Below are 25,763 nucleotides of genomic sequence, written 5' to 3' on the forward strand. Positions count from 1 at the left end.
TCTTTTTTGATTTGATATGAATTTTTAAAACTAAGGATACATTGCATTAATAGTATTGATATCACCGGTTGTAAATCCGGTTCTGTTATAGGTAAAACTGCTGTTGTCAGCTCTGGTGATCGTTGGTTGTCCGTTTTTAGAATATGAGGTTGGCCAATACATCATCACCGAATTGATATTGAAAGGTCCTATATCCGTACCAGAACTATACATATTAAAATTATATGACTGTCCGCTTTGGATATTGTTCCACAGGATTTTTACATACTGATCCCTATCTTTACGTGTATGTTCATGGTAAAGTCCTACCGTATGCCCCATTTCATGAATAACTGATCCCACAGAAATATATTGATCTAAAGAAACATTTTGTTTTCCACCCTGATATCCGATATGAGCCCAGCCATCCGATCCGGATGAACTTCCGAATATAAATTCAACATAATTAGACTGATTGGTGCGGTAGATCCATTGTGTATTGGTTTTGTTGTTATACTCGCTGATTGCAGAATTGATTTTATTAACGTTGATTGAACCCATGTTGCTGGCAATCGTATAATAAATTTTACCGCTTGGCCATCTGGAAAAACTGGCACCTCCTTTATTGAGTTCGCCACCTTCTGAAAGTTGCTTGTCTGAAAGAACAATATCTCCCTGGAAGAAATTCATTCCATCTTTTCTTTCATACATAATGTCTTGGCCATTCAATTGTCCTTTTTTAACGTTGTCAGCATTGAATGCATTGGTTTGAGCTTCGGAGGTAATTTCTTCATTGTTTTTACTGCAGGATGATAATGTTGCAGCGATAAGAAAGCTCATAAAGACAGTTTTTCCTGTCAGGATCTGCCAATAAAACAGACTGTTTGATTGTTTGTTCATATTAAAGTTTTTTTAAGATTTGGTATCCAAATATAATAAATAATTCTCTTTTTAATGAATTATTAATGTTAAAATGTTTTATTTATAGTATAAATGATTTTTTAGAATTTTAAACCAAAACATTACATAAATAAAATCAATTAAATAAAAATTGAAACGCAATAGTTTTTCCCTGAACTGATCAATTGTTTTTATTAATTACAAAAAGTAACTAATGCAGTTTTTATGTTTTAAATTTGTTTTGTTTTTAAGAACCCAATTTAGAATTATGAAATTGACGAAGGAGATTCCCTATCACCTTCGGAAAAATTAACGATCTCAATATGAAAAATTTTGAAATTTCTGTTTTAGATCTTGCACCGGTAAAGCAAGGCAAGAGCATTCATGATACTTTTCAGGACAGCTTATCATTGGCTAATCACGCTGAAAATTTAGACTATAAAAGATTCTGGCTGGCAGAGCACCACAATATGGAAAGTATTGCAAGCTCAGCAACTTCCGTTTTAATAGGTTTTATTGCCAATGGAACAAATAAAATCAGAGTAGGTTCTGGAGGAATTATGCTTCCCAATCACAGCTCCTTAATTATTGCAGAACAGTTCGGAACTTTGGAATCTCTTTTCCCGGGAAGAATTGATCTTGGATTAGGAAGAGCACCAGGAACAGATGGATTGACGGCTCAGGCTTTAGGAAGAAATCCAGCCATTATCAATGAGCAGTTTCCAAGACAGATCCTCGAGCTTCAAAGATATTTCTCAAAAGAAAATTCAGATGCGATGGTTCGTGCTATTCCCGGAGAAGGTTTGGATGTTCCACTTTATATTCTGGGATCAAGTACAGATAGTGCTTGGCTGGCTGCGGAATTGGGATTACCTTATGCATTTGCAGGACATTTTGCTCCGGAACAGATGGAAATGGCTTTTAAAATATACAGAGAACATTTTGAACCCTCAAAATACGCAGATAAACCTTATATCATTGCCTGCGTAAATGGTGTTGCAGCCGAAACATCTGAAGAAGCTCATAAAATTTCGACTACTTTATTTCAGGCATTCATTAATATTGTAAGAAACGACAGAAAACCTTTTGCACCACCAGTGGATGATATGGATGAAATCTGGTCTCCAATGGAAAAATCTATGGTGCTTCAGAAGTTGAGATATACTTTTATTGGCGATTATGCTGAAGTTCAGGAAAAGCTTAGAGATTTTCAGGAAAGATTCCAGGTTGATGAGCTGATGATCAATTCACATATCTACGATCATCAGAAAAGATTGAGATCTTACGAAATTTTCAGAGAGGCAGCTAACTCCTTATCCAAAGCGTAACAAACCATTCATAATTAATTGGCAGATGCTTATTTTTATGAGTATCTTTGCACAAATAAAAAGTAAAAATGTCCGATATTAAATTAAATACTATTCCAGAGGCTATTGAAGACCTTAAAAATGGTAAAATAATCATAGTAGTAGATGATGAAGACAGAGAGAATGAAGGTGATTTTCTTTGTGCTGCAGAGCTGACAACACCGGAAATTATCAATTTTATGGCGCTTCACGGAAGAGGGCTGATCTGTATGCCGCTTCCTGAAAAAAGATGTGATGAGCTTGGCCTTGAAGTGATGGTAAGCAGAAGCAGCGACCCTAAAGAAACTGCTTTCACTGTATCGGTTGACCTTCTTGGGAATGGAACATCTACGGGGATTTCTGCAGGTGACAGAGCAAAAACTATTTTAGCACTGATGGATGAAAAATCCAAACCTACAGATTTTATGAGACCCGGCCACATTTTCCCGCTTCGTGCAAGAAAAGGGGGAGTATTAAAAAGAGCCGGACATACTGAAGCAGCTATTGATCTTACTCATTTAGCAGGATTGAAAGAAGGAGGAGTGATCTGTGAGATCATGAATGAAGATGGTACAATGTCCCGTTTGCCTGAACTTCAGGCATTTGCTCAAAAGCATGATATGAAGATCGTTTCTATTGAAGATCTGATCCATTATCAGCTTAAAAAAGGAAATCTGGTAGAAAGACTTGAAGAGAAAAAAGTAAAAACGCACTACGGTGATTTTGATTTTTATGCTTTTAGAGAGACTTCAAATGACCAGATTCACTTTGCTTTGACAAAAGGAGCATGGACAGTAGATGAGCCTGTTTTGGTAAGAGTACAGTCTTCAGATTCTTATTTTGATGTATTAACAAGACTAAACAACGGTGAAAAGCCATTGTTGGAAAAAGTAACTAGTATGGTCAATGAAGCTGGAAAAGGAGCGATTATTTTCATTAATAACGTTTCTAATTCTGAAAATACATTGAGAAAGCTTCAGCAGTTCCTGAACTATCAGGACGGTCAGGAGCAGCATCCTACATTGGCGTACAATTACAGAGATTATGGAATTGGAACGCAGATCTTAAAGAATTTAGGAATCAATAAGTTCAAAGTAATCACTCAAAATCCTAATATCAAACCTCAGGTTGGAGGATATGATGTAGAGGTTACTGAATTGGTGCAACTATAATAAATAATAGTCAAAATTCACTTTTGACTGTTTATAATATGAAATAAAAGGTTTAGGATTTTTCTAGACCTTTTTTTATTTTTAAACTATGACTGAGCCTTTGAAAAAACACATCCGGGAATATATTGATATTTCAGATGAAAAGCTGGAGAAATACTGCAGTGCTTTTACTCTTCGGAAAATAAAGAAAAAAGATTTTCTTTTGAAAGAAGGAGACATCTGTGAATTTGAAGGATTTGTGCTCAGTGGCTGCCTGAAAGTTTTTCATACCCATCATAATGCTGCCGAACAGATATTATATTTTGGAATTGAAAACTGGTGGATTTCCGATATTGACAGCTTTATCAACCGTATTCCTTCAAAACTTAATATTCAGGCACTTGAGGATAGCGAAGTTCTTCTTATTCCTAAAGAAAATAAAGAAAAATTGTATGCTGAGATGCCAGAGATTGAAAGATTAATGAGGCTCAAATTCCAAAAATCAATTATAGCATTACAACGCAGGATTATTGATAACCTGAGTAAACCTTCAGATGAACGTTATGTGGAATTTTTAAAAGATTACCCGAAAACGGCACACCGTCTTACCAATATTCAGATTGCTGCCTATCTGGGCGTAACACCAGAGTTTATAAGCAGAATCCGAAAAAAGATTGTAAGTAAGAGTTAATGGTGAAAAATTTAAAAAGTCCCAAAAGTTTTATTTGAAAATACTTTTGGGACTTTTTTATGTATAATATCTCTTATTTTTAGCTTAATGAAATTCCATCAAAGTTTCGGAAACCATTAAGAAAATCTTTGACCAGCATTCTTTTTTTACCTTCCAGTTGAAGTTCCTGTGGATAGTATATTCCGTCTTGAGTATAAATCTTAAATTCATTTTTTGAAATATCCAAAGTTCCGGCAGGTTTTCCATGGTCAGAAAGCTCAAATTTGCCTCCGAATATTTTTAATCCTTTTTCTTCGTTTTCAATTTTTAAAGTGGTGAATGCTGCAGGATAAGGAGACATTCCAAGGATAAATTGATGAACGGTTTTTGAAGGCTGCTCCCAATTGATTTTAGTATCTTCTTTGAAAATCTTATACGCATTTTTAGGATGTTCTACCTGTGGCTGAGGCTTTTCTTCAATTGTATTTTCAGCCAGACCATCTAATGTTTTAACAACTAGCCCTGAACCCATTTCCATCAATCTGTCGTGAAGGCTTCCCGCATTTTCATCAGGTAAAATTTCCATTTCCTGCTGAAGTAGAATATTTCCTTCATCAATTTTTTCATTAATAAAGAAAGTAGTTGCTCCGGACTTCTCTTCTCCGTTGATCACTGCATAATTAATAGGTGCAGCACCTCTGTAATCTGGAAGCAATGAAGCATGAAGATTGAATGTTCCCATTTTAGGCATTTCAAAGAGAACCTTAGGCATCATTCTGAAAGCTACCACCACAAAAACATCGGCATCTAGTTTTCTTAGTTCTTCCAGAAACTCTGGATTCCTTAGTTTTTCCGGTTGAAAAACAGGAATATTATTTTCTTCAGCATAGATTTTTACCGGTGATTGGTGAATCTTTTGTCCACGTCCACTTGCTTTATCAGCTACCGTTACTACACCTACCACCTGATGGTTAGATTGATGGATTGCCTCCAAAGAAGTTTTTGCAAACTCAGGAGTTCCTAAAAAAACGACTTTCAATGATTTCATACTGCAAAGATAAGTTTTTGATCTGAGAGTCGAAGGGTGTTAGGGTTTGGGGATATGAGAGTGTGAGAGTTTTAGAGATAGGATAAGTATATTTATCTTTTTAATTTAAAAGTTTATTCTATTCTTACTTATTGCTCATTACTAATGATTCAGCTCATACGTTCTGAAGTTCAGCATTCTTACCTTTCCGGAATCTAAAAGAAAAATAAGATTTTCTAATATATTCTCTTTAGAATGATAGCTTAATTGTATTGAAAGTTCTTCAATCGTTGCTGGCTTTTTTGCTAATAAATTAACGATCTGCTGAGAAATATTTTTCCCAAACATAGATTGTTTATTTTTTTCACAGACCGAACACTGACCACAGTTTTTGGAATTTTTTTCACCAAAGTAAGCTAGAATTAGTTTCATTTTACAATAGTCATTGTTTTCTACATAAAACTTCATCTCTTCCCATTTTTGGATTTTATTTCTCTGAATATGTTCAAATAATTTCCAATAAGCATTGTTTACAGCTCTTTCGTCGCGGGGCTTCAAAAATTTAATACTGGAAAGTGCACCGTCAATATATTCAAGATAATTCTTTTGCTGAAGTTCTTTCAGGCGCTCCTTGATCAGAGGAACGCTGATATTTATTTTATTACTCACCTGCTGTTCACTGAACATTACTTTGTGAGTTGTAATTCCTGATACAGTACGGAAAAGGAGCTCCATAAAATGGGCATCTTTTTGTGGTAATTGATCCATGTCCTCAGCTTTAATAAAAAGTTCGAGAGAAGACAGACTTTTATTTTCGTTGTAGTAAATAATTTCTTGATTATGCAGAAAATTAAGAATATTATTAATTTTTGCTTTCGACAGTTTGGTGAAATTCTGTATACTCAGCGTATTCAGCTGAAATGTTTTTTCTGGAAGTTCAAATTCTGCTACCTGGAAAATAGAGTAGAGGAAGCTGATGATCTTTAAAAACTCTGCTTTGTTGGGAATTTGGTTTTTTAAAATCTGATCAAAATTCAGAAGTTCCTGTTTATTCCAAAGCATGAAAGCAAAACTGTCTTTTCCATCTCTTCCGGCTCTTCCGATTTCCTGATAATAGTTTTCCAGAGAAGCAGCGGGAGAGTAGTGGATGACAAAGCGTACATTGTCTTTGTCAATACCCATTCCAAAGGCATTGGTAGAAATAAGGACATGATTATCACTGTTATTCCAAAGATGCTGTCTTGCATTTTTTTCTTTGGTTGTCAAGCCGGCGTGAAAATAATCTACATTTTTCAGTTGATTTTTTTTCAGGAATTCTGCCAGCAGTTCTGCTTCTTTTCTGGTTCTTACATACACAATCCCAGAGTCGTTGCTGTATTTTAAAATATCAAAAACACGCTGGAATTTATCGGATACTTCATCGCTGAAAATTTTAATATTTTCTCTTTTGAAACTTTTTTGGAAAACAAACGGTTTTTTCAGTTCCAGTTTATTTTTAATTTCTTCCAGTACTTTCGGAGTTGCTGTTGCAGTCAGGGCAAGACAGGGAATCTCAGGATTGTTACTTCTAAATCCTTTAATATTCTGATAACTTGGTCTGAAATCCTGACCCCATTCTGAAATACAGTGTGCTTCATCCACCGCAATAAAGGATAGCTGAATTTCCTCCATATTCTGAATAAACTGGGTATTGGTAAGTCTTTCAGGAGAAACATAAAGTAATTTGGTAAGGCCTTCTTTACATCGGTCATAAATAGCTTCTGCATCATATTCATCCAGTTCAGATGAAAGATATTCTGCTTCTATACCGCGGGATTTAAGCTGATTTACCTGATCTTTCATCAATGCAAGCAGAGGGGAAACTACGAGGCAGGTTCCTTCTTTGAGTAAAGCAGGTAATTGATAGCATAAAGATTTTCCTGCTCCTGTAGGTAACAGTACCAGAGTATCTTTTTCATTGATAACGGCATTAATAATTTCTTCTTGAGAGTCTCTGAAGTCGGTATAACCCCAGAAATACTTAAGAGTATCATATTTGAGCTTTTGAAAATCCTGCGGAGAAATCATGTTGTAAAAATAAGGAAAGAATTATGACAAAAAAAGCCACGCATAGCGTGACTTTTATATAATATATCAATAAGTTTATTATTTAGCTTCGAAGTATACTCTTCTGTTGGCTCTGTTTTTCCATTCAGGGCACTTCGTTGCTGGCTCGCACTCAGGGTATTTAAGGTCTTTTTCACCTTTTCCTACTGCCTGTAGTTTACCTGTTTGAACACCGTTTTTGATCAGATAGTTCTTAACGTTGTTTGCTCTTCTTTCAGATAGTTTTTGGTTGTAAGCATCAGTACCTCTTGTATCAGTAGCTCCGATTACATTGTAAGAACCATTTGAAGAATTAATATAATTTACAGCATTGTTTAGAATTGGAGTATTTGAAGGTAAAATTCTGTCAGAATTTAAATCAAATTCAATTCCTTCCAATTTAGTTTCTGTTTCTACTACAGGTCCTGTGGTTGCTACTGGACATCCATTGTTTTCAACAGGTCCAGGAACAGTTACGCACTTGTCGTAAAGATCGATTACACCATCTAAGTCTGTATCAAGAGCAACTCCGGCACCATCCACTCTTGCTCCTGCAGGAGTATCAAGCTGTCTGTCCCAATCGTCGCATACTCCATCGTTATCAGCATCTCCTTTTTTACATACTTCAATATCCTGGTTTTTATTAGCCAGTACATCCAGTTTGTAATAGATTTCCTGAAGTGGATCATGCCACATTACATGAGACTCGTGTTTTCCAAGTTTTAGAGAAACCCCTAAAGTAGCGTTAAAGAAGTTATCAGAAACCTGCTCAGATTTTCTGTTGATAGCACTGTAAGCGTCACCACCTCCATCAAACTCTTCATCACCTGTTACAACATACATTAATCTACCTTCGATATCAATTCTTCTGTTCACTTTAAACTTCAGACCTGTACCAGCCTGCATGAACATTGAACCTAATTGGAACGGTTTTACTTCAGTCATCAATCTCTGTCCGTTGATGTCTTTCTGGTATGCTCTGTAAGCGATAGTACCGATACCTGCATATCCATGAAGTGCCCATCTGTAAGGGGAGTGGTTATCAACTCTTCTTAATAGATTAGAGAAGTTAATATCTCCTAAGATTGAAATTGCATCATACTGAGTTCTTCCCGCTACAGATCCTGCGTCAGGCGCTGAATCTTTGGTATTGAACCAACCTTGTCTGGTCTCACCTCTGTCATATTGTAAATTGATTCCAAAAGCATGTGTAATGGCTTTATCAATACTTACATAAGCTGAATATCCAAAAAGGTTTTTACCGTTACCATTTTTGATTGAAGTCAAATCTGCAGATTGAAGAAGTGGAACCCCCACCCCGGCAGAAATAGACCAATCATTAAATCTTTTAGATTGATTGGTGAATGGGGAAACATTAGCAGATCCCGAAGAAAATGTATTAGGATATTCTCCTTTTGAAACTGCCGTTGAGTCTTGTGCATAAGTGGCAGAAGGAATTGCCAAAGCAAATGCAACAATTGCTAAACTTAATTTCATAGTGTTATTTTTTTAAGTTAAGTTATTTTAAATGATTTTTTTACGATAAAAAGTGATTTTGTGTTGATTTTTTTCAAAACAAACTTACTGGTTTTTAATGTTTTTCATACCATTTGCCATGAAAATAATGATAAAGGTATGTAAAATAATTCGTAGTAGAAAAAAAATGAACCGAAAAGAATAATTCTTTCCGGTTTATATTGTATCTAAGAATTATTTTTTCTTTTTCTTAGCTGGAACTTTTTTTACAGCCTTTTTTACAGGAGCATCTTCATAGTCTTTCTTTTTGATAGCATCCCATTCTGATGTTTCAATATATTTTACTGTAACTTTTCTGTCTGCCATTCTTTCAGCATCTGAAGCTGATGCAGGAATCGTTGCTTCTGCAGAACCTACACCTTTTGATTTCAGTACATTTTCATTGATTCCTCTGCTTTCTAAAGCTCCTACAACAGCAGCAGCTCTTTCTTTAGATAGTCTTAAGTTGTAAGCAGCGCTTCCTTTGATATCTGTATGTCCTGTTAACAGGTAATTACCTCCATTTTCTTTAATGATAGAAGCGGCTAAATCCAATTTTGAGTTAGACTCTGGTCTGATAGTCGCTTTGTTGAAATTGAAGTAAATATCTTTAAGCGTTTTTTCTACTTCTTTGGCTGTTTCATTGTTGTCTTTTTTGGCTACCGGACATCCATTGTTTTCAACAGGCCCAGGAACCGTTACGCACTTGTCGTAAAGATCGATTACACCATCTAAGTCAGTGTCAAGAGCAACTCCGGCACCATCCACTCTTGCTCCTGCAGGAGTATCAAGCTGTCTGTCCCAATCGTCGCATACTCCATCGTTATCAGCATCTCCTTTTTTACATACTTCTACATCCTGGTTTTTATTAGCCAGTACATCCAGTTTGTAATAGATTTCCTGAAGTGGATCATGCCACATTACATGAGACTCGTGTTTTCCAAGTTTGAAAGAAAGACCTAGAGTAGCGTTAAAGAAGTTGTCAGAAACCTGCTCAGATTTTCTGTTGATAGCACTGTAAGCGTCACCACCTCCATCAAACTCTTCATCACCTGTTACAACATACATTAATCTACCTTCGATATCAATTCTTCTGTTCACTTTAAACTTCAGACCTGTACCAGCCTGCATGAACATTGAACCTAATTGGAACGGTTTTACTTCAGTCATCAATCTCTGTCCGTTGATGTCTTTCTGGTATGCTCTGTAAGCGATAGTACCGATACCTGCATATCCATGAAGTGCCCATCTGTAAGGGGAGTGGTTATCAACTCTTCTTAATAGATTAGAGAAGTTAATATCTCCTAAGATTGAAATTGCATCATACTGAGTTCTTCCCGCTACAGATCCTGCGTCAGGCGCTGAATCTTTGGTATTGAACCAACCTTGTCTGGTCTCACCTCTGTCATATTGTAAATTGATTCCAAAAGCATGTGTAATGGCTTTATCAATACTTACATAAGCTGAATATCCAAAAAGGTTTTTACCGTTACCATTTTTGATTGAAGTCAAATCTGCAGATTGAAGAAGTGGAACCCCCACCCCGGCAGAAATAGACCAATCATTAAATCTTTTAGATTGATTGGTGAATGGGGAAACATTAGCAGATCCCGAAGAAAATGTATTAGGATATTCTCCTTTTGAAACTGCTATTGAGTCTTGTGCATAAATGGCAGAAGGAATTGCCATAGCAAATGCAACAATTGCTAAACTTAATTTCATCGTGTATTATGATTTGAATTCTTTTAAAAAGAAATTTTTTTTAAATTATTTTACTGGGCATCCATTATTCTCAACAGGTCCAGGAACCGTTACACATTTATCATAAAGATCGATAACTCCGTCAAGATCTATATCCAAAGCAACTCCGGCACCATCTACTCTTGCTCCTGCAGGGGTATCAAGCTGTCTGTCCCAATCGTCACATACTCCATCATTGTCTGCATCTCCTTTTTCACAAACTACAAGATCAGTAGAAGCATTTTCTAAAACACTAGTTCTATAGTAGGCTTCCTGAAGAGGATCATGCCACGCAAGATGAGATTCATGCTTTCCTAATTTGAAGCTTGCCCCTAAGGTTACAGCCCATGAATTATCTGATTTTCTAGGATTAATTAAATTATAGTTGCTGTATGCAAAACCACCTCCATCAAATTCCTCATCACCACTAATAAAATACATAGTTCTAGCTTCAATGTCAATAAGCTTAGATACATTATATTTTAGTCCTAGTCCTCCTTGATAGTATACGGAACCAATTCCCAGAGGAACATCAATAAATGCAGGTGTTGTTTTATTACCCCATTTATTTACATCATTGTCATGCAATGAAGTTCTATATCCCTGAAGACCAATTCCCATATATCCATGGAAAGCCCATCTGTAAGGAGAATGGTTGTCGACTCTTCTTAATAGATTAGAAAAGTTAATGTCACCTAATAAAGCCAGCTGGTCAAATTGCGTTGTAGCTGTAGCCACTCCTGCTGACTGTCCTGCAGCGCCGGCAAGTTGTCCGGTTTGTTTTGTTTCTCCTCTTGTATACATGATGCTTAAGCCGAAAGTATGTGAGATTTGTTTATCAATACTTACATAAGCATTATATCCCCAATTAATCTTGTCCTTGCGTATAGATTTTAAATCGGAGTGAACCATAAATGCAGGACCTCCTCCAACAGAAATAGACCAGTCTCTGAAACGTCTGGCTTTGTTGTCGAAAGGCTGTACATTAGCAGAACCTGAAGAGAATGTATTAGGGTACTCTGTGGAAGAGTTTACCGTTGTACTGCTATTCTGAGCGAAAGCAGCAATTGGCAAGGTTGTAGCCAATAATAATAAACCTAATTTCATACAATTTGTTTTATGTTTTAAATAAATTTTTCTAACAATACTCTTGAAAAATCCCTTTCAAAAAGATGTTTTTTATGAGGGATTTCTAATCTTTCTGATATAAAATTTAATTCATTATACTTAATGATATCAATGTCAATTATCCTGTCAGTATAGCCTCCGGATACTATTGAATCATTAATTCTTCCCATCTCAACTTCTATATTCTTAATACAATCAAGCAGTTGAATTGGTGAAAGATGTGTGAATATTATTGCTGCAATATTACAAAAAATATTGGAACTGACAAACTCTACGGGTTCAGACATTAAATATTCGCTGATTTGTGAAATGTTATTTCCTGCATCTTCTATCTTCTTTAATGCTAGCTCTATATTTTTTTTTTGCTCTCCTAAGTTACTTCCGAGTAACAAAACGACCTTATGCTGCGACATATTAGAAAATTGATTGATTTATGAGAAGTTTCTTTAAAAATGTTTTGGCAAATATAGTAGCAATTATCATACTTTGCGCTTTATTTTTCATTTTTTTCATTGTGATGCTTGTGTTCAGTTCTATGGGAAATGATAAGTCTGTAGCCGTGAAAAAGAACTCGGTTCTTACGATTAATTTAAAGACAAATATAATAGACAGCCCTACTGAAGAGCAGATGGGATTGTTCGGTATTGGTGCCCAAAATAAAAGTGTTCTTTTATATGATGCATTGGAAGCTATTAATAAAGCTAAGACCGATGATAATATTAAAGGAATCAGTATTGAAGCAGATGATTTATATGCAGGCCTTACGCAGATTGATGATATTAGGAATGCTATAGAAGATTTTAAGAAAAGTGGGAAGTTTGTGTATGCTTACGGGAACGGAGTTTCGCAGTCTGCTTATTATTTAGGATCTGTAGCAGATCAATATTATCTACATCCGGCAGGAGGAATTGAGTTGAAAGGTTTATCTACTGAAGTTACTTTCTTTAAGGATTTTGCTGATAAATATGGTATTGGAATTGAGGTTATCCGTCATGGTAAATTCAAATCTGCTGTAGAACCTTTTCTACGAAATGATATTTCTCCGGAGAATAAAGAACAGCTAAGTACTCTTCTGAATGATCTTTGGAAAAATACATCCAATAAAATGGCAGCTTCCAGAAAAATTGATACTGCTCAGTTCAGAACAATTACAGACAGCTTATACGGAATGATTCCTGAACAAAGTTTAAAATATAAACTTGCAGATAAGCTTATCCAGAAATCTGAATATGAAGATCTTCTTAAAACAAAGCTAAATGTAAAGAATGATGAAAAACTGAACAAAATCTCTCTGACAAGTTATATCAACTCCTATGCTGATGAAGATAAATCCGGTGAAAAAATCGCTGTACTTTATGCTTCAGGATCTATCAACAACGGAGATGAGTATAATGATATTCATTCTGAGAAATATGTGAAGTATATTAAAAAACTTCAGGAAGATGATAAAGTGAAAGCTGTAGTCTTCAGAATTAACTCTCCGGGAGGAAGTGCGAATGCTTCTGATGAAATCTTGTTTGAATTGCAGCAGTTGAAGAAGAAAAAACCGTTGGTGGTTTCTTTCGGTGATTATGCGGCTTCAGGAGGGTATTATGTAGCAATGGCAGCGGATAAAATTTATTCTGAGCCTAATACACTTACCGGTTCTATCGGAGTATTTGGGGTAATGCCATATTATAAAGATATTGCCAGCAAAAACGGAATCCGTGCAGATATTGTTGCTACCAATGCCAATTCAATGTATTATTCCGGATTAAATGGAGTAACGCCTTACGGAGTCAATATGATGACAAGAAGCGTAGAAGGTACCTACAAGAGATTTGTACACTTTGTGACTCAAAACAGAAAGAAAACTTTTGAACAGATAGACAATGTAGGTGGTGGTAGAGTATGGAGTGGTGTTCGTGCTAAAGAAATTGGTCTGGTAGATGAACTTGGTACCTTAAATGATGCCGTGAAATTTGCTGCACAGAAAGCCGGATTAAAATCTTATCAGGTAGATGCTTTCCCTAAGAGAATGTCACCATTTGAACAAATCTTTAAAGATCTGAATGAAGAGGATGTTTCTGCCAGAATTATCAAGAACAAAATTGGTAAATCCAACTATGAGATTCTGCAGCAGATCACAGATAAAAAGCTACAATCTGAGGTGAAAATGGAAATGCCTTATCAGATTAGAATCAACAACTAACTAAATTTTATATTGTAAAAATCCCGGGTCTGAAATTTCAGATCCGGGATTTTAATTTTTTATAAGCGTTACAATTAGCTTTTCTTGGTGGCCATTCCGTAAATCCAGAGAATGATTAAAGCTCCTCCTATTGAAAGAATCCAGCTTCTAGGATTCCAGAATGAACCGACATCTCCCCAATGTAGAATGTAAACTCCTATAGCTCCTCCTACAAATGCTCCTAAAATTCCAAGGATAATAGTGATTAGCCATCCTCCTCCCTGAGCTCCAGGCATGATCATTTTAGCAATTGCTCCTGCAATAAGACCGAATAGGATCCATGTTATAATTCCCATAGTTGCAAATTTTTTTATTGTTAATATTTAAAAATGAATTGTTTGCTAATATAAGGGAAAACATGATATAAATCATCTTTTCTTGAAGAATGAGTCTACAAATTCCGTACCATTAAAAAGTTGCAAATCCTGCATTTTTTCACCTACACCAATATATTTTACGGGAATTTGGAACTGATCAGAGATCCCGATTACAACACCTCCTTTTGCTGTTCCGTCCAGTTTTGTTACTGCTAAAGCATTTACTTCCGTAGCTGCCGTAAACTGTTTTGCCTGTTCAAAAGCATTCTGACCTGTGGAACCGTCAAGAACCAAAAGAATCTCATGAGGAGCATCAGGAATGACCTTTTGCATTACTCTTTTGATTTTTGAAAGCTCATTCATCAGGTTGATTTTATTGTGAAGTCTTCCTGCGGTATCAATGATAACAACATCCGCATTTTGTGCAACAGCACTTTGTACGGTGTCAAATGCTACAGAAGCAGGATCTGATCCCATTTCCTGTTTTACAATAGGAACACCCACTCTTTCGCTCCAGATGACAAGCTGGTCTACTGCAGCTGCTCTAAAGGTGTCAGCCGCTCCAAGAACTACCTTTTTGCCTTCGGATTTAAATTGGTGAGCCAGTTTTCCGATAGTAGTTGTTTTTCCCACTCCGTTTACCCCAACAACCATGATGACATAAGGTTTTTTGGAAGTATCAATATTTCCTGTACCGGCATGAGGGTTTTCAAGCAGCAGCCCAGAAATCTCATCACGAAGAATTTGATCAAGCTCGTTTACTCCAACATATTTGTCTCTGGCAACGCGCTCTTCAATTCTTTCAATGATTTTGATGGTAGTAGAAGCTCCTACATCAGATGCAATCAGTACTTCTTCAAGATCATCAAGTACTTCATCATCTACTTTGCTTTTGCCGACTACGGCTTTCGTCATTTTTTCAAAGAATCCCTGACTGGATTTTTCCAATCCTTTGTCTAAGGTTTCTTTTTCTTCCTTTTTGAAAATATTTTTAAACCAACTCATAGTTTTAGTTTATTCTTATTTATTTTTAATCACTGCTGTGACTTCTACTTCTATAAAAACGTCATCTCTGAAAAGCCTGCTCACTTCCACAAGGGTGCTTACAGGAGGGTTCTGAAGATTGACATACAAATCCCTTACTTTTCTGAAATCGGGTGTTTTTTTGATGTCTGTGGTAAAGATTCCCAGTTTGATAATATCTTTTCCTGTTCCTCCGTATTCTTTCAGGATACTTTCAATATTTTTGAAAACCTGATGCGTCTGTTCTTCTATCGTATTTCCCACAAGATTACCTTCCGGGTCCAGAGGCACCTGCCCGGATAATAAAATCATTTTGGAACTTCCGCAGTCAATACTTACTGATTGGGAGAGTCCTTTTATGCTGAAAACTTTTGGCGAACTTTTATATTCTACTGGGTTCATTGTTTTCTGACTGAATGAAAATAGAAAAGTTGCTGTGCAGGCCAGAACAAGTATCTTTTTCATACTTTACTGATTAATAATCTGGTGCACAAAGATAACAAAAAAACTACCCAAAATATGAGTAGTTTTTTATATTGTAAATAAAGTACTGATTATTTTTTTAAATAACCATCTACTTCATCAGCATTCATTACTTTTTCTTCGAAAACGTAAGCTCCTGATTTAGAAGACTTAACCATTTTCACCACTTTCGTCATTTTCTTAGACTGACCGCTTTGTAGGGTTGCTACTACTTTCTTTGCCATGGTAAGTTATTATTTATAAATTACTTAATTTCTTTGTGAAGGGTAGATCTCTTAAGAACAGGATTGTATTTTTTCAATTCCAATCTTTCTGTAGTGTTCTTTTTATTTTTTGTAGAAATGTATCTAGACATTCCTGGCATACCACTTTCTTTGTGCTCTGTGCATTCAAGGATTACTTGAACTCTATTTCCTTTTTTTGCCATGATTTATTAATTCTTTTTAATCAATCCGTTTCTAGTAGCTCTTTCAATAGCTTCCTCGATTCCAATCTTGTTAATCACTCTCAATCCATGAGCTGATACTTTCAGTGTAACGTGCTTATCTTGCTCCGGAAGGTAAAACTTCTTCTCTAATAAGTTAATTTCAAAACGACGCTTCGTTTTGTTATTAGCGTGAGAAACGTTGTTACCAACCATTGCACGCTTTCCTGTTATTTGGCAAATTCTTGACATATCTCGATGTTCTTATTTGTATAATATTTGAGAGTGCAAAATAACGAAGAATTTTTTAGATAGACAAATCTTTTGGAAAATATTTGTAAATAAGTAACTGATTAATAATATTGAATTTTTAAAATAGTAGAATCCTTGGGATACAGCAGATAAAGGGTGCTGATATATTTCATGCAGGCTTTTTTTTACCCAGAGAATTTAATATTCTATCTTTGTTTTTAATTAATCTAAATAAAAACAACTATGAAGAGGATTTATATTTTATTGTCTATGTTACCTGTCAGCATTATGGCTCAGAACTTTACTGAGATCCAGACGGGCATGAATAATTTTTATTATTCTGCAGCTGATATTGCTGATATAGACAACAACGGAACAATGGATATCGTGCTTAATGGGGCTATTGATTCTGATGGAGACGGAAATGTGGACAGTACTTACAATGAAGTATATCAGAATAATGGAACAACATTAGTACCTTATGCAGGACTGGGGGCAGATGTAACGCATCTCGGAGACATCAGATTCATTGATTTTAATAATGACGGGCTGATGGATATTGTTTCTACCGGGCTCAGCTATTTGGATGTTGTTAATTATAAACATTATCGGTTCAGAAATACAGGAACAGATTTTGTGAAAGAGGCTGACCTTCCTGGAAAGATCTACGGATCTATAGAAGTTTTTGATTTTAACCACGATGGAAAATCTGATTATGCCATCAACGGAACGCAATACGCTCATGGAGGAGGCTTCAGAAATACACTGGATTATTATAAGAATACAGGTGCTGGTTTTGATATGACGGAACACTGGGCAGATGGTACTCAGAGTGGAAGTTTTAAAGTAGTAGATTTGAATAATGATAACCTTTTGGATCTTGTCATTATAGGATCGGATATTAATGGTGTTCCTGTGTCTAAAGTTTACATGAATCAGGCCGGAGTTCTTACTCATACACAGGATCTTGCTCCAGTAGGGGTGGGGAAAATAGATTTTGCAGACTTTAATGCAGATGGATTTCAGGATGTTGTCATCGCTGGAAGGGATGGAAATGACGACGGATATTTTGCAGTTCTCATGAATGACGGTACTGGTAATCTGGCACCTCAAATGATTAGCGGAACTGATATTTCAGATGTTTCATTAAACGTTGGTGACTTGAATAATGACGGTTATTATGACTTTATTATTTCAGGAAATGAAAATTATAATGCAGTTGTGAAAACCTATATTTATGATGTGGCCAATAATAAATTTAATGAAGGAACGATCACAGGAATTACTAATCTGGGAGGTCCGGGGCTGATTCATCTTTTTGATTTTAACAATGATCATCAACTGGATGTCTTGCTTAGTGGTTTTGACTGGGCTGCTTCTGATCTGCCTTCACTTACGAAAGTATTTAAAAATAATTCCACAGCAGTCAATGCAAAGCCTACCGCGCCAACGCAGCTGAACATGACGAAAAACGGAAACAGATTCAATTTTGCATGGAGTGGGGCTTCGGATGATAAAACTCCGGTAAATGCATTACTTTATGAAATTACAGTAGGATCTACACAGGGCGCTTATGATATTGCCAAATATGTTGTAACAACACCTTCATGGTTTCTGGAGCTTGATCCAACTATTCAGAATGTATACTGGAGCGTGAAGTCTATTGATGCTTCAAAAGTATATTCTGATGCTTCCACACAAGGTACGCTAGGTACCGCAGAAATTAAATCAGATAAACAGCTTGTGATCTATCCGAATCCGGCATCAGATAAAGTATATATCAAAGGAGAAAAAGTTTCGGAAGCCGAAATGTATTCTATGGATGGAAAAAAATTGAATATTAGTGTAAATGGAGATCAGTCTATTGATGTTTCTCATTTACCGAAAGGAATCTATTTACTAAAACTGAAGATAAAAAATGAAATAACCACAAGGAAACTTACGATTAAGTAATTGAATCAATTCTATCTTCTATCAATGAGAAAAGCCAGGCGTCCAGCTGGCTTTTCTCTTTTTAATTCTTGATTTTTTATAATATAAGCTGATTTAAGTGTCAGCCTATTTTAGAATGGCTCAATTTATTGAACATACGCTACGTAAGATTCTCTGACAGCGCCGTTAAAGTTTCTTGTGAAAAATGAATAACTTATCCAGAAATAACCATTCTGGCCCCAGCCAGTGCCCCATGAATTCTGGACTTTGAAAGCCTGCTTAGCATCATCATATCCTATAACACAAATTGCGTGTCCTCCTCTTACTGCACCAGAGTGGGATTTCCATACCCAACCGTTTGCTGCGCTTAAATTGTCAAAACTGGCATCTACATTTACTGCAATGATTATTGGCAGGTTCATACTTAGAAGTGTTTTTACATTACCAAGATTTGTTTTATCTACAATTGCCCAGTTTGTAAACTTATGTGTGCTTGCTGCATTTTGTTGTGTAGGGTTAGGTTGAGTAGAGCATCCGGTGTCTGTGTATGGCATTTCATCCCAACTACAAACCCCCTGATTTTGTATTAGGTTTAATGCGTCAGGGATTAATGAGCCCTGGCTGCAATCATTGGGATTAGATTTTATTTGATTAAATACATATTCCGGGCTTCTAGGTGAAATAACTCCTTTGTAGTTGAATTCCAATGCACTTGTAGCGGCATAAGCTGTGGACCACGCTACACAAGAACCTTCCGCTCCCTGATTTTTAATAGGTGCAGTAGTAGGTATTGAATAAGCAGTAGGTAGAGCCGCTTTGGCAGTTGTTTCATCTTTCCCTTTGTATTTCAATGTCAGCTCATTTACATCTACTTTCTGAAAAGAATCATATGTATTTTGATCTACAAAATTTGCTCCTAAAGCATGTAATTGAGGTGTTTGGGTAGATGTGTTGTTTAAATCGTCATCAGATTTTTGACACGCAGTAATTGATAGCAATCCTATTGCTGCAATTAATAGTTTTAAATTTTTCATAAATTAATTATTTTTGATTGATCATTGCGAATATATACTTTATTGTCAATAATCAGTCGTTTTATTTGATTAATTCATGTTGTTTGCTAATAATAATTGTATTTGTAATAATATTTAAACATCCTTGTGTTTTAATAATTTATTTTATAAACTTTAAAAGTTAATATATAGTATTATTTTACTGATTTAATATTTTGTTTTCTACTTTTTTTATATATAAATAATTTTATGTGTGATTTTTGCTTTTATAAATAAATTATTTTTATTAATGTGAATTTTTAGTTAAAAAATATTTTTTTACTTATGGTTGAAAAATTATTTTTTTTCTCAATTTTTTGAAAAAAAATGTAAAAATTATGCATGATATAGTAGTTTTTAGTTACAACTTTTGATTATCAAGAAATAAGATATAATATAAAAAGGTAAATTTTCCTGTTTTTAAGCTTTCTTTGTTTTCTTTTTAAACCATTCAATTAGAAAATAGAACAGTAAAAATCCTAATGCAAATATGGAGAACCTTGAAAGAATATCTCCTGCTCTTGTATAGAATGTCATGGTATCATATAGATTTACTTTCGCAAATAAAGCTGTTTGATCTCCATAGAAAGTATCAGCAGTCACTTCACCTTTCGCATTGATATGTGCTGAAATTCCACTGTTGGCTGCACGGGCAATTTCTCTTCTGGTTTCAATAGCTCTTAGTTTAGCATAAGATAAAAGCTGTTTGTGTCCTTCCGTAACACCCCACCAGGAGTCATTGGTCATAATTCCTAAGAAATTAGCTCCTTTTTTTACATAATCTGTTACAAACTCACCATAAATGCTTTCATAACAGATGATAGGTGCGAGTTTCCCTTTGTTGTAAGGATTTGCAAAAGCAACTCTTTCTTTGTCTGTTCCCAAAGAAGCTACTGTACCTCCCAGATTGAGCATAGCATCTCCTAACAATGGTTTTAAGACGTTCATATAAGGGAATATTTCAACACCTGGCACTAGTTTTCCTTTGTGATAAGCCTGAACTTTTTGATTAGGCACCAATTGGATAGCCGTATTATAACTGCTCACCCAAACACCACTATTGATCTGGTAAGCTTCTTTAGGTAAGTCAGCAGGATTATAAAAGAAACGGTGTGAAGAAATTCCAGTTGCAAAAACAGATCCCGGATGTTGGGATAAAAATCCTTTGATATTATTTAAAAGTAAACTCTTTTCAAAAGCAGTTTCAGAAATAGAACCTCTTCCAGGTAATGCTGTTTCAGGAGCAATATAATAATCAATTTTACCTGTTGAGTTTTTTTCAGCAAGAGCCAATAAGTCCTGCTCAATTGTAAGACTGTCTTTTGAATACTTTTCTGCATAAGGATCAAGATCCGGCTGCAGCATCAGAACGTTTACCTGTCCGGTTGGTTTTTCATCAAAATTATTGTATTTGATTACTGAAATAATCATTGGAAGAACAATTAAAACTCCAACAATAGCAGAGTTTTTAATCAGATCTTTTCTCTTTCTGCCAGCTTCCCAGGTTCTTACGGTATAAAAAATCAGGACATTAATAACAAGAATCCAGAAGCTGCCTCCTGTGGCTCCTAAAGTGTCATACCATTGGATCAGTTTTGGGTAATCTGAAAATACATTTCCCAGGTTAAGCCAAGGCCATGTCAATTCCCATCCCAAATGAAATTTTTCAAAACTCATCCAGATCGCGATCAAAAATCCTAATCCCCAATAGGTTCCCTGTGCATTTTTATACCAGTGATAGCATTGAAATACCAAAGAATATAAAAGTGAGTTTACCAATACTGGAAATACAACAGCCATCATGGAATGGCTTCCGTCCGGGTTTTTTGAGCCATACAGCCATCCTGTAGTTACTATGTTCCAGATTACAAAGCATAAGTAGGACAATCCAAAGACTACCCAGCTTTTTCTTTTATAATCTGAAAATTTTGAAACGCTATGTTCCATCATCAAAAGAGGAACAAGGGCAAAAAATATAAAAAACGGAACTCCGTAAGTAGGCCATGAAACCGACAGCAGCATTGCTGAGATAAGGGTAAGTAAAATGTATTTCATTGAGATAAAATATAATGCAAAAATAAGACTTGTAAAAGGAAACTCAAAGCCAAAAGAAATTATTAAAAAATTAATTTTTTAAGGCCATATCTTTAATTCCCCAATCCTGAATGGTCAACAGGATTGGCATGAATGTTTTGCCATATTCCGTAAGCTTATATTCTACTCTGGGGGAAGGAAATATTGGTGGGAGAGGTTTTGATACAGAAGAAAACCGCCCTACCAATCTGCAGACTCCTATGAAATGGAAATGGAAATGGAAATGGAAATGTTACAATTTAAAAAGAGAATCTGATAACTTTCTTTTTTTTGCAGGATAAATTTTAAAAATCTGTTTTAAAGGCTGTTGATTATTTTTTTGAAATGAATATCTTAGCGGCGCAATGTTGAAAAAAATATATAAAATCCTTATCGTACCGTATACGCTGTTTCTGCTTTATCTGATGTTTTTAGGGATGGGCAGATTTCAGTATGATGATAATTTGATTACAGTAGAGCCTATACTTTCTACCATTAAATATATACAGGGAGTCAGATATTGGAGAGACACTGTAACCGTGGTTCTTGGAAATGTTTTGATGTTTATTCCATTTGGTTTTTTAGGCTGGGTTTTTCCAAAGTTGAGAGATTTAAAAACATTACTCATTAATTTTATTGCTGCAATTACCATTGTGGAAGCACTTCAATACTTTACAAGAATGGGAATATTTGAGGTAGACGATATCATCCTGAATGCTTTTGGAGTGTATTTAGGATGGCTGCTTTGTAGGTTTATGGAAAAGAAATTTAGCTATTTAGTTCTTTAGCGCGTTTTTCTGCATTTAGTATTCCCTGCTTTAGAATATCTTTGAAGCTGTTTTCTTCAAATGTTTTTAAAGCAGCTTCGGTAGTTCCGCCTTTAGAAGCTACGTCCTTAATCAGTTCTTCAAGATTTTTTTCTGAATTATTGATCAGGTGATATGCTCCCAGCATGGTTTGTTTTACAAAAAGCTTGGAAAGGTTTTCTTCAATTCCCATTTCAATACCTGCTTTAATCATAGCATCAATAATGTAATAGAAATAAGCAGGGCCACTTCCTGAAAGTGCTGTAACTCCATCTAAAAGATTCTCTTCTTCTAAATATACTGATCTTCCGGTGCTGTTCAGTAATCGTTCTATATTGATTAGCTGACTGAAAGAAATTCCGTCTGCAGCAGTATATCCTGTAATTCCCATTCCTAAAAGAGTAGGAGAGTTGGGCATTGCTCTTACAACTAATGGATGATTCAGAGATTTTTGAATTTTTTCAATGTTAATCCCGGCCATAATGGACAATACCATCTGGTTTTCTTGTAACGTAAATTGAATATTCTGGGCTACTGCATGAAAATCCTGAGGTTTTACGGCGATGATGATCAAATCAGCATCAAGATCCTTAACTTCTTCAAACGTGGAAATTTTAGATTTGGGGAATTCTTCAGCTATTTTAGAGATTTTTTCCTGACTTCTGATAATAAGATGCAGGTTTTCAGGTTTGATCAGTTCGTATTTCAAAAAAGATTTTGAGAAAGAAAGCCCCATATTTCCGGCTCCAAGAATAGCTATTTTCATCTCGAATTGTAATTTTTAGCTAAAATAATGATTTTTTTTTGATGATGTATCGTATAGAGTAAGTGGAAATATTTGCGTGTACCAACAAATTTAAAAGATAAAAAAGCTGTCCTCATTATGAATACAGCTTATATATTTAAAAATTAAATAATATTTACTTCCCTTTCAAGTTCTATCCCGAATTTTTCTTTCACGGAATTAATGATTTCTGTAGAAAAATCGAAAATTTCTTTTCCGGTAGCATTTCCTGTTGCATTAATGATCACCAATGACTGTAATTTATGGGAAGCTGCATTTCCAATTTGCTTTCCTTTCCATCCACACTGTTCAATAAGCCATCCTGCAGGAACTTTTACTTTATCTTCGTTCGGGTACCCCTGGATATTCTCAAATTTTTGTTTCAATGCTTCAAACTGGGCCAGAGGAATGGTTGGGTTCTTGAAAAAACTTCCGGCATTCCCGATTTCTTTAGGATCCGGCAGTTTGCTTTGGCGGATATTGATCACTGCTTTGGAAACATCCTGAATTGTTGGGTTTTCTATACCTAAATTTTTCAGTTCAGATTGTATAGCACCATATTCTGTTTTAATATGATGATCTTTTTGAGTAAGCTTAAAAGTGACTTCAAGAATAACATATCTGCCTTTTCCTTCCTGCTTGAAGATAGAATCCCTGTATCCAAACCTGCATTGTTCAAGATTGAATACTTTAATCTCAAGATTTTCCAGATCTAATACCTGGCAGCTAACAAAAACATCTTTAATCTCAGTTCCATAAGCCCCAATATTCTGCATAGGAGAAGTTCCTACATTTCCGGGAATTAAAGAAAGATTTTCCAGTCCGCCGAAGTTTTTTTGCAGGCAATACATCACAAATTCATGCCAGTTTTCTCCTGCTTTTGCTGTTACCAGTACTTCATTTTCATTGAGATACTCTTCAGAAATACCTTTTAAACTCAGTTTGATGGCAAGACCTTCAAAATCTTTGGTCAAAAGAATATTGCTTCCGCCTCCCAAAAACAGAAGTTGAAGAGCGTTGGCCTTAGATAAAATAAGCGCTTCTTTTAATTCATCAATACTATTGACTTCAGTAAAGTATCGGGCTGTGGCTTCAACACCGAATGTGTTATAAGGCTTTAATGAAAAATTTTCCTGCATGTTTTATTTATATTCTTTAGGAAGAATCTGGTCTAGTTGTTCTTTAGTTTGTTGTAGCTGCTTGTAATGCAAAGTATCCACAAAAGCATTTACATAGATATGTGATTTTTTTGGAGTACGGATCTGAAATGTTTCATCTATTCCATCTACAGACTGTTGGCTGGGAGAACTTTTTATAGAGTCGAGATCTGCAATTTTGACCGATGATATAAGCTGTTTCCAGGTGTCTTTACTAATGGCAGATGCCCATGCTTTGTGGGTTTGATTATCAGTCTTTCCTTTTTCTGCAAAAACGGAATCTTTTGTGACTTTGATAATTCTGTAATTTCCAAGATTTCCCTCGACATGAGATACACTGATGAAAGTAATTTCGTTCGAATTTTTATGGGAAACTGATTCTGTTTTTTTTGAATCACATGAAAAAAATGCCGACAGCAAAACGATCGAAAACAGGATTTTCAGATATGTAATTTTTGTTGTCGGCATCGTGTATATTTTACAGGCTGAATTCTTCTCTGTATTTCTTTAGAGCTTCCTTAAGGATTTCAGCACTTCTTTTTAAATCTTCTTCTTTCAGAACGTAAGCAATTCTTACCTGTTTCTTACCTAATTCCGGATTACTGTAGAATCCACCTGCAGGAGCTACCATGATCGTCTCATTGTTAAGAGCATATTTCTCTAGCAGCCATTGTGCAAATTTTTCAGTATCATCTACCGGGAGCTCAGCAACACAGTAGAAAGCACCTCTTGGCTTAGGGCAGATTACTCCAGGAATAGCATTTAAAAGATCTACCAATACATTTCTTCTGTGGGTATATTCTTCTCTTACTGCTCTGATGTAAGGACCATCGTTCTGGTGTGCCGCTGTTGCTGCAATTTGTCCCAAAAGAACAGGGCTTAATCTTGCCTGTGCGAAAAGCATCGCTGCATTACGGATTTTGTTCGAACGGGTAACCATACATCCGATTCTTACCCCACACATAGAATAACGCTTGGATTCAGAATCAATGATGATACAGTTTTCTGCTAATTCAGGAAAATCAAGCATTGAGATTTGCTGTTTTCCGTCATATACATATTCTCTGTATACTTCATCGGAGATGATCACAATGTCATATTTTAAAGCAATTTCTGCAAGCTTTTGAAGCTCCTCACGGGTATACAGGTATCCTGTAGGATTTCCTGGGTTACAAATGATAATTGCTCTTGTTTTTTCTGTAATTTTTTTCTCAAATTCTTCAACAGGAGGCAATGCAAAACCTGTATCAATGGTAGATGGTACTGCTACTACATTTACATCAAAAGTGCTGGTGAAACCATTGTAGTTGGCATAATAAGGTTCAGGAATAATCACCTCGTCACCCTCATCACATAAAGTAGAGATGGCGAAGTTAAGGGCTTCAGAACCTCCATTGGTAACAATGAAGTTATCAGGAGTAAGATCTGAAAAACCTAAAGAATGATAGTATTCTGTAAGGGCTTTTCTGTATTCTATATTCCCTTCAGAAAGCGCATATTCCAATACTTTTAAATCTATGTTTTTTAAAGCATTTAAAGCTGTTTCCGGAGTTTCAATATCAGGCTGTCCGATATTAAGGTGATATACTTTTATTCCTTTCTGTTTTGCTTGTAACGCAAAGGGAACCAGTTTTCTTACCGGCGATGGCGGCATATGCAGTGCTCTGTTTGAAATATTCGGCATTGTTC

General features: G+C 35.6%; 27 protein-coding genes. 7 read left to right on the top strand and 20 right to left on the bottom strand.

Annotated elements, in window-relative coordinates:
• Positions 1–30 precede the first annotated feature (30 nt).
• Positions 31–879, bottom strand: a complete 849-nt coding sequence (locus ACM6F9_RS03070) for a M12 family metallopeptidase (protein ID WP_414844356.1) — start codon at positions 877–879, stop codon at positions 31–33.
• Between the two features lie 323 nt (positions 880–1,202).
• On the opposite strand from ACM6F9_RS03070, the gene ACM6F9_RS03075 reads away from it, so the two are divergent.
• From ACM6F9_RS03075 to ACM6F9_RS03085, 3 genes are all read left to right on the top strand, one after another.
• Positions 1,203–2,207: an LLM class flavin-dependent oxidoreductase gene (locus ACM6F9_RS03075; RefSeq protein WP_414844357.1), complete on the top strand. Its 1,005-nt coding sequence runs from the start codon at positions 1,203–1,205 to the stop codon at positions 2,205–2,207.
• Positions 2,208–2,275: 68 nt separating this feature from the next.
• Entirely contained in the window at positions 2,276–3,397 is a 1,122-nt protein-coding gene (ribB, locus tag ACM6F9_RS03080; RefSeq protein WP_414844358.1) for a 3,4-dihydroxy-2-butanone-4-phosphate synthase, read from the top strand.
• Between the two features lie 88 nt (positions 3,398–3,485).
• Positions 3,486–4,067, top strand: coding sequence for a Crp/Fnr family transcriptional regulator (locus ACM6F9_RS03085; protein WP_414844359.1), 582 nt, complete (start codon positions 3,486–3,488; stop codon positions 4,065–4,067).
• Between the two features lie 79 nt (positions 4,068–4,146).
• On the opposite strand, the gene fmt is transcribed toward ACM6F9_RS03085, so the two are convergent.
• From fmt to folK, 6 genes are all read right to left on the bottom strand, one after another.
• Entirely contained in the window at positions 4,147–5,094 is a 948-nt protein-coding gene (fmt, locus tag ACM6F9_RS03090) for a methionyl-tRNA formyltransferase (RefSeq protein ID WP_414844360.1), read from the bottom strand.
• A 141-nt stretch (positions 5,095–5,235) separates the two neighbouring features.
• Positions 5,236–7,140, bottom strand: coding sequence for an ATP-dependent DNA helicase RecQ (locus tag ACM6F9_RS03095; RefSeq protein WP_414844361.1), 1,905 nt, complete (start codon positions 7,138–7,140; stop codon positions 5,236–5,238).
• 78 nt (positions 7,141–7,218) lie between these two features.
• Positions 7,219–8,655 carry an OmpA family protein gene (locus ACM6F9_RS03100; protein WP_414844362.1) on the bottom strand — a complete coding sequence of 479 codons (1,437 nt, stop codon included), beginning with the start codon at positions 8,653–8,655 and terminating at the stop codon, positions 7,219–7,221.
• Positions 8,656–8,868: 213 nt separating this feature from the next.
• Positions 8,869–10,395, bottom strand: a complete 1,527-nt coding sequence (locus ACM6F9_RS03105) for an OmpA family protein (RefSeq protein ID WP_414844363.1) — start codon at positions 10,393–10,395, stop codon at positions 8,869–8,871.
• Positions 10,396–10,440: 45 nt separating this feature from the next.
• A complete protein-coding gene (locus ACM6F9_RS03110) occupies positions 10,441–11,520 on the bottom strand; it encodes an OmpA family protein (protein WP_414844364.1) in 1,080 nt (359 codons plus the stop codon).
• A 17-nt stretch (positions 11,521–11,537) separates the two neighbouring features.
• On the bottom strand, positions 11,538–11,954 hold the full coding sequence (gene folK / locus ACM6F9_RS03115; protein WP_414844365.1) for a 2-amino-4-hydroxy-6-hydroxymethyldihydropteridine diphosphokinase: 417 nt from the start codon (positions 11,952–11,954) through the stop codon (positions 11,538–11,540).
• 20 nt (positions 11,955–11,974) lie between these two features.
• Between folK and sppA the strand changes: the two genes are divergently transcribed.
• Entirely contained in the window at positions 11,975–13,732 is a 1,758-nt protein-coding gene (gene sppA, locus ACM6F9_RS03120; RefSeq protein ID WP_414844366.1) for a signal peptide peptidase SppA, read from the top strand.
• A gap of 74 nt (positions 13,733–13,806) precedes the next feature.
• On the opposite strand, the gene ACM6F9_RS03125 is transcribed toward sppA, so the two are convergent.
• The 6 genes from ACM6F9_RS03125 to rpmB form a co-directional block, all read right to left on the bottom strand.
• The gene (locus tag ACM6F9_RS03125) at positions 13,807–14,067 is read right to left on the bottom strand and encodes a GlsB/YeaQ/YmgE family stress response membrane protein (RefSeq protein WP_414844367.1); all 261 of its coding nucleotides are present in this window, start codon (positions 14,065–14,067) and stop codon (positions 13,807–13,809) included.
• 72 nt (positions 14,068–14,139) lie between these two features.
• Positions 14,140–15,093, bottom strand: coding sequence for a signal recognition particle-docking protein FtsY (gene ftsY / locus ACM6F9_RS03130; RefSeq protein WP_105701893.1), 954 nt, complete (start codon positions 15,091–15,093; stop codon positions 14,140–14,142).
• A 15-nt stretch (positions 15,094–15,108) separates the two neighbouring features.
• A complete protein-coding gene (locus ACM6F9_RS03135) occupies positions 15,109–15,576 on the bottom strand; it encodes a RidA family protein (protein WP_414844368.1) in 468 nt (155 codons plus the stop codon).
• 89 nt (positions 15,577–15,665) lie between these two features.
• Positions 15,666–15,818 carry a DUF4295 domain-containing protein gene (locus ACM6F9_RS03140; protein WP_002976755.1) on the bottom strand — a complete coding sequence of 51 codons (153 nt, stop codon included), beginning with the start codon at positions 15,816–15,818 and terminating at the stop codon, positions 15,666–15,668.
• 20 nt (positions 15,819–15,838) lie between these two features.
• Positions 15,839–16,021 carry a 50S ribosomal protein L33 gene (gene rpmG / locus ACM6F9_RS03145; RefSeq protein WP_027373683.1) on the bottom strand — a complete coding sequence of 61 codons (183 nt, stop codon included), beginning with the start codon at positions 16,019–16,021 and terminating at the stop codon, positions 15,839–15,841.
• 6 nt (positions 16,022–16,027) lie between these two features.
• Complete coding sequence (rpmB, locus tag ACM6F9_RS03150; RefSeq protein ID WP_002976757.1) at positions 16,028–16,270, bottom strand: 50S ribosomal protein L28; 243 nt, start codon at positions 16,268–16,270, stop codon at positions 16,028–16,030.
• 243 nt (positions 16,271–16,513) lie between these two features.
• Between rpmB and ACM6F9_RS03155 the strand changes: the two genes are divergently transcribed.
• On the top strand, positions 16,514–18,223 hold the full coding sequence (locus ACM6F9_RS03155) for a T9SS type A sorting domain-containing protein (RefSeq protein ID WP_414844369.1): 1,710 nt from the start codon (positions 16,514–16,516) through the stop codon (positions 18,221–18,223).
• A gap of 125 nt (positions 18,224–18,348) precedes the next feature.
• Here ACM6F9_RS03155 and ACM6F9_RS03160 read toward each other — a convergent pair whose 3' ends face one another.
• The 3 genes from ACM6F9_RS03160 to ACM6F9_RS03170 form a co-directional block, all read right to left on the bottom strand.
• Complete coding sequence (locus ACM6F9_RS03160; RefSeq protein ID WP_414844370.1) at positions 18,349–19,236, bottom strand: C1 family peptidase; 888 nt, start codon at positions 19,234–19,236, stop codon at positions 18,349–18,351.
• Positions 19,237–19,674: 438 nt separating this feature from the next.
• Entirely contained in the window at positions 19,675–21,309 is a 1,635-nt protein-coding gene (lnt, locus tag ACM6F9_RS03165) for an apolipoprotein N-acyltransferase (protein WP_414844371.1), read from the bottom strand.
• 70 nt (positions 21,310–21,379) lie between these two features.
• A complete protein-coding gene (locus ACM6F9_RS03170; protein WP_414845094.1) occupies positions 21,380–21,493 on the bottom strand; it encodes a winged helix-turn-helix transcriptional regulator in 114 nt (37 codons plus the stop codon).
• On the opposite strand from ACM6F9_RS03170, the gene ACM6F9_RS03175 reads away from it, so the two are divergent.
• Both ACM6F9_RS03175 and ACM6F9_RS03180 read left to right on the top strand, forming a co-directional pair.
• Positions 21,438–21,629 carry a hypothetical protein gene (locus ACM6F9_RS03175; protein ID WP_414845109.1) on the top strand — a complete coding sequence of 64 codons (192 nt, stop codon included), beginning with the start codon at positions 21,438–21,440 and terminating at the stop codon, positions 21,627–21,629. The genes ACM6F9_RS03170 and ACM6F9_RS03175 overlap by 56 nt on opposite strands.
• 63 nt (positions 21,630–21,692) lie before the next feature.
• Positions 21,693–22,115: a VanZ family protein gene (locus tag ACM6F9_RS03180; protein WP_414844372.1), complete on the top strand. Its 423-nt coding sequence runs from the start codon at positions 21,693–21,695 to the stop codon at positions 22,113–22,115.
• Here ACM6F9_RS03180 and proC read toward each other — a convergent pair.
• The 4 genes from proC to ACM6F9_RS03200 all read right to left on the bottom strand — a co-directional run bounded on the left by proC (position 22,096) and on the right by ACM6F9_RS03200 (position 25,758).
• Positions 22,096–22,899, bottom strand: coding sequence for a pyrroline-5-carboxylate reductase (gene proC, locus ACM6F9_RS03185; protein WP_414844373.1), 804 nt, complete (start codon positions 22,897–22,899; stop codon positions 22,096–22,098). The two genes, ACM6F9_RS03180 and proC, sit on opposite strands and share 20 nt — an antisense overlap.
• A 143-nt stretch (positions 22,900–23,042) precedes the next feature.
• Positions 23,043–24,056, bottom strand: a complete 1,014-nt coding sequence (murB, locus tag ACM6F9_RS03190; RefSeq protein ID WP_414844374.1) for a UDP-N-acetylmuramate dehydrogenase — start codon at positions 24,054–24,056, stop codon at positions 23,043–23,045.
• A 3-nt stretch (positions 24,057–24,059) separates the two neighbouring features.
• Positions 24,060–24,542 carry a hypothetical protein gene (locus tag ACM6F9_RS03195; protein WP_414844375.1) on the bottom strand — a complete coding sequence of 161 codons (483 nt, stop codon included), beginning with the start codon at positions 24,540–24,542 and terminating at the stop codon, positions 24,060–24,062.
• Between the two features lie 10 nt (positions 24,543–24,552).
• A complete protein-coding gene (locus ACM6F9_RS03200) occupies positions 24,553–25,758 on the bottom strand; it encodes a pyridoxal phosphate-dependent aminotransferase (RefSeq protein WP_105701883.1) in 1,206 nt (401 codons plus the stop codon).
• Positions 25,759–25,763 lie beyond the last annotated feature (5 nt).

The organism is Chryseobacterium sp. IT-36CA2 (assembly GCF_949767875.1).
GTDB lineage: Bacteria > Bacteroidota > Bacteroidia > Flavobacteriales > Weeksellaceae > Chryseobacterium.